The following is a 5,380-nucleotide window of genomic DNA, read 5'->3' on the forward strand; positions in this document are numbered from 1 at the left end:
GGGGGCCGGTCCCCAGGCAGTGGCCTTCAAGCCACTCCCTGGGGACCAGGCCCCCATCATCGTCTTCACCCCAGCCCCTTGACGGTCCTGGAAAACAGAACACGCCCCCGAACCAAGTTCCGGGGCGTGTCCCCTCATGAGTATTGTCGGCGGTGTCCTACTCTCCCACACCCTATCGAGTGCAGTACCATCGGCGCTGGAGGGCTTAGCTTCCGGGTTCGGAATGGGACCGGGCGTTCCCCGCTCCGCTAAAACCACCGACAAATCCAACCACACCAACACCCCACCACGGGGCGCCGTGTGAAACCTCTATCCAATTCAACAACCAACCGGTTGCTGCCTCAGACACCGTATAGTGGATGCGTAGCAATCTTCGTGAACAAGTCCTCGGCCTATTAGTACCCGTCCACTCCACACATTACTGTGCTTCCATGCCGAGCCTATCAACCCCATCATCTCTAGGAGGCCTTAACCCACAAAAGGGGTGGGAGACGTCATCTTGGAACAGGCTTCCCGCTTAGATGCTTTCAGCGGTTATCCCTCCCGAACGTAGCCAACCAGCCCTGCTCCTGGCGGAACAACTGGCACACCAGAGGTCCGTCCGTCCCGGTCCTCTCGTACTAGGGACAGCCTTCCTCACATCTCCTACGCGCGCGGCGGATAGGGACCGAACTGTCTCACGACGTTCTAAACCCAGCTCGCGTGCCGCTTTAATGGGCGAACAGCCCAACCCTTGGGACCAACTCCAGCCCCAGGATGCGACGAGCCGACATCGAGGTGCCAAACCATGCCGTCGATATGGACTCTTGGGCAAGATCAGCCTGTTATCCCCGGGGTACCTTTTATCCGTTGAGCGACACCGCTTCCACCAGCCAGTGCCGGATCACTAGTCCCTGCTTTCGCACCTGCTCGACCTGTCAGTCTCACAGTCAAGCTCCCTTATACACTTACACTCAACACCTGATGACCAACCAGGCTGAGGGAACCTTTGGGCGCCTCCGTTACCCTTTAGGAGGCAACCGCCCCAGTTAAACTACCCACCAGGCACTGTCCCTGAACCCGATCAGGGTCCGAGGTTCAGATGCTCAGAACGACCAGAGTGGTATTTCAACAACGACTCCACACCCACTAGCGTGAACGCTTCACAGTCTCCCACCTATCCTACACAAGCCGCACCGAACACCAATACCAAGCTATAGTAAAGGTCCCGGGGTCTTTCCGTCCTGCCGCGCGAAACGAGCATCTTTACTCGTACTGCAATTTCACCGGGCCTGTGGTCGAGACAGCGGAGAAGTCGTTACGCCATTCGTGCAGGTCGGAACTTACCCGACAAGGAATTTCGCTACCTTAGGATGGTTATAGTTACCACCGCCGTTTACTGGCGCTTAAATTCTCCGCTTCACACACCCAAAGGCATGCTAACAGGTCCTCTTAACGTTCCAGCACCGGGCAGGCGTCAGTCCGTATACCTCGTCTTACGACTTCGCACGGACCTGTGTTTTTAGTAAACAGTCGCTTCTCCCTGGCCTCTGCGGCCACCACCAGCTCCCACCGCACGGGTGTTCACCAGCAATGGCCCCCCTTCTCCCGAAGTTACGGGGGCAATTTGCCGAATTCCTTGACCACAGTTCACCCGACCGCCTCGGTATACTCTACCTGACCACCTGTGTCGGTTTCGGGTACGGGCCATGCACACACATCGCTAGAGGCTTTTCTCGGTAGCACGGGATCACTGACTTCACCACAACGGCTACGCATCACCCCTCACCCTTCACACCGCCCGGATTTACCTAGACGGCAGGCTACAGGCTTACACCAGTACTACCACTCACTGGCACAGCTACCCCACTACGTCACCCCATCACTTGACTACCGCAGAATCAGGTCCCATGCACTCACACAACAACTCCGAAGAGCCACCATGCTCGCGGATGGTTAGTCTCAACCGTTTCGCCATGGGCGCGTGCACACGGGTACGGGAATATCAACCCGTTCTCCATCGACTACGCCTGTCGGCCTCGCCTTAGGCCCCGACTCACCCTGGGCGGACGAACCTGCCCCAGGAACCCTTAGTCAATCGGCGGCAGAGATTCTCACTCTGCTCTCGCTACTCATGCCTGCATTCTCACTCCCACACACTCCACGCCACGGTTACCCGGACGCTTCACCGCATGCAGGACGCTCCCCTACCCAACAAGCCACAAGGACTCATTGACACGGCTTCGGCGGTGCACTTCAGCCCCGCTACATTGTCGGCGCAGGACCACTTGACCAGTGAGCTATTACGCACTCTTTCAAGGATGGCTGCTTCTAAGCCAACCTCCTGGTTGTCTGGGCAATCCCACATCCTTTCCCACTGAGCACACACTTAGGGGCCTTAGCCGGTGTTCTGGGCTGTTTCCCTCTCGACGATGAAGCTTCTCCCCCACCGTCTCACTGCCGCGCTCTACCCAGGCGTATTCGGAGTTTAGCTGACGTCAGTAACCCATAAGGCCCATCAACCAACCAGTGCTCTACCCCACCCAGGAAACACACGACGCTGCACCTAAATGCATTTCGGGGAGAACCAGCTATCACGAAGTTTGATTGGCCTTTCACCCCTACCCACAACTCATCCCCCAGGTTTTCAACCCTGGTGGGTTCGGGCCTCCACACGGTCTTACCCGCGCTTCACCCTGGCCATGGGTAGATCACTCCGCTTCGGGTCTGCACCACGCGACTCCACGCCCTCTTCAGACTCGCTTTCGCTCCGGCTACCCCACAACAGGTTAACCTCGCCACGCAGCAGCAACTCGCAGGCTCATTCTTCAAAAGGCACGCCATCACACAACCCAAAGATCATGCTCTGACGGATTGCAGGCACATGGTTTCAGGAACTATTTCACTCCCCTCCCGGGGTACTTTTCACCATTCCCTCACGGTACTATCCACTATCGGTCACCAGGAAGTATTTAGGCTTAGCGAGTGGTCCCGCCAGATTCACAGCGCCCTCCACGGAAACGCTGCTACTCGGGAACAAATCCACACGTATCGCATGTGCTTTCGCCTACGGGACTCTCACCCACTCCGGCCAGGCATCCCAACCTGTTCAACTAACACACACAACCACGCTGAAACGGTGACAGCCGCCTCCAGACAAGCCCCACAACCCCAGACACGCAACCCCTGCCAGGTATCCCACGCGCCCGGTTTAGCCTCCTCCGCTTTCGCTCGCCACTACTCACGGAATCACCAGTGTTTTCTCTTCCTACGGGTACTGAGATGTTTCACTTCCCCGCGTTCCCTCCCAACACCCTATACATTCAGGTGCAGGTGACCCGACATCACTCGGGCCGGGTTTCCCCATTCGGACATCCTCGGATCACAGCTCGGTTGACAGCTCCCCGAGGCATTTCGCAGCCTCCCACGTCCTTCATCGGCCCCTGGTACCAAGGCATCCACCATGTGCCCTACATAACTTGGCCACAAAGATGCTCGCATCCACTATACAGTTCTCAAACAACAACCGAAAAGACACCAACCACAACCCACAATAAGGGCCGCAGTCACCAGTGTGTCCCCTCAGACACCCAACAGCGTGCACGACAACGAAAACTCCGAGCGGCATTTCCACTAAATCCTCGAGCACCCAGAACAGAAGAACACATGTCTTCTCAACCCTGGACACCCCACCAACACCAGTCGAAACCAGTGTCCGCGGATGTGTATTGCTCCTTAGAAAGGAGGTGATCCAGCCGCACCTTCCGGTACGGCTACCTTGTTACGACTTCGTCCCAATCGCCAGTCCCACCTTCGACCACTCCCCCCGGGCGAACCGGTTGGGCCATGGGCTTCGGGTGTTACCGACTTTCATGACGTGACGGGCGGTGTGTACAAGGCCCGGGAACGTATTCACCGCAGCACTGCTGATCTGCGATTACTAGCGACTCCGACTTCACGGGGTCGAGTTGCAGACCCCGATCCGAACTGAGACCGGCTTTAAGGATTCGCTCCACCTCACGGTATCGCCACCCTCTGTACCAGCCATTGTAGCATGTGTGAAGCCCTGGGCATAAGGGGCATGATGACTTGACGTCATCCCCACCTTCCTCCGAGTTGACCCCGGCAGTCTCCTGCGAGTCCCCACCATCACGTGCTGGCAACACAGGACAAGGGTTGCGCTCGTTGCGGGACTTAACCCAACATCTCACGACACGAGCTGACGACAGCCATGCACCACCTGCACACAGGCCACAAGGGAAACCCCCTCTCAGGGGCGATCCTGTGCATGTCAAACCCAGGTAAGGTTCTTCGCGTTGCATCGAATTAATCCACATGCTCCGCCGCTTGTGCGGGCCCCCGTCAATTCCTTTGAGTTTTAGCCTTGCGGCCGTACTCCCCAGGCGGGGCGCTTAATGCGTTAGCTACGGCACAGGAACCGTGGAAACAGTCCCCACACCTAGCGCCCACCGTTTACGGCGTGGACTACCAGGGTATCTAATCCTGTTCGCTCCCCACGCTTTCGCTCCTCAGCGTCAGTATCGGCCCAGAGACCCGCCTTCGCCACCGGTGTTCCTCCTGATATCTGCGCATTTCACCGCTACACCAGGAATTCCAGTCTCCCCTACCGAACTCAAGTCTGCCCGTATCGACCGCACGCCCACCGTTAAGCGGCAGGTTTTCACGGCCGACGCGACAAACCGCCTACGAGCTCTTTACGCCCAATAATTCCGGACAACGCTCGCACCCTACGTATTACCGCGGCTGCTGGCACGTAGTTAGCCGGTGCTTCTTCTACACCTACCGTCACCCGAAGGCTTCGTCGATGTCGAAAGAGGTTTACAACCCGAAGGCCGTCATCCCCCACGCGGCGTTGCTGCGTCAGGCTTTCGCCCATTGCGCAAGATTCCCCACTGCTGCCTCCCGTAGGAGTCTGGGCCGTGTCTCAGTCCCAGTGTGGCCGGTCACCCTCTCAGGCCGGCTACCCGTCGTCGCCTTGGTAGGCCATCACCCCACCAACAAGCTGATAGGCCGCGGGCTCAACCTGCACCGCCGGAACTTTCCACACGCAGACCATGCGGCCACGTGTCCTATCCGGTATTAGACCCCGTTTCCAAGGCTTATCCCAGAGTGCAGGGCAGATTACCCACGTGTTACTCACCCGTTCGCCACTCATCCACCCCCGAAAGGGCTTCAGCGTTCGACTTGCATGTGTTAAGCACGCCGCCAGCGTTCGTCCTGAGCCAGGATCAAACTCTCCAACAATGTCTCAGAGAAAATCCTGCCCCGAAAAAAACGAGGCACCCCGGCCATCCAAAGAAAACCGAGGCATATAATTCATCAAGATGAGTTTACCACTCACCATCATCGGCACGCTGTTGAGTTCTCAAAGAACACACCC

3 rRNA genes are annotated in these 5,380 nt (G+C 57.7%); all 3 read right to left on the reverse strand.

Going from position 1 to position 5,380, the window contains the following annotated elements:
* Positions 1-144 precede the first annotated feature (144 nt).
* A 5S ribosomal RNA gene (rrf, locus tag LCD31_RS27965) occupies positions 145-262 on the reverse strand.
* 113 nt (positions 263-375) lie between these two features.
* Positions 376-3,464, reverse strand: a 23S ribosomal RNA gene (locus LCD31_RS27970).
* 254 nt (positions 3,465-3,718) lie between these two features.
* Positions 3,719-5,244, reverse strand: a 16S ribosomal RNA gene (locus LCD31_RS27975).
* Together the 16S, 23S and 5S rRNA genes form the textbook arrangement of a ribosomal RNA operon.
* Positions 5,245-5,380 lie beyond the last annotated feature (136 nt).

Source organism: Saccharopolyspora sp. 6M (assembly GCF_020176775.1).
GTDB lineage: Bacteria > Actinomycetota > Actinomycetes > Mycobacteriales > Pseudonocardiaceae > Saccharopolyspora_C > Saccharopolyspora_C gregorii.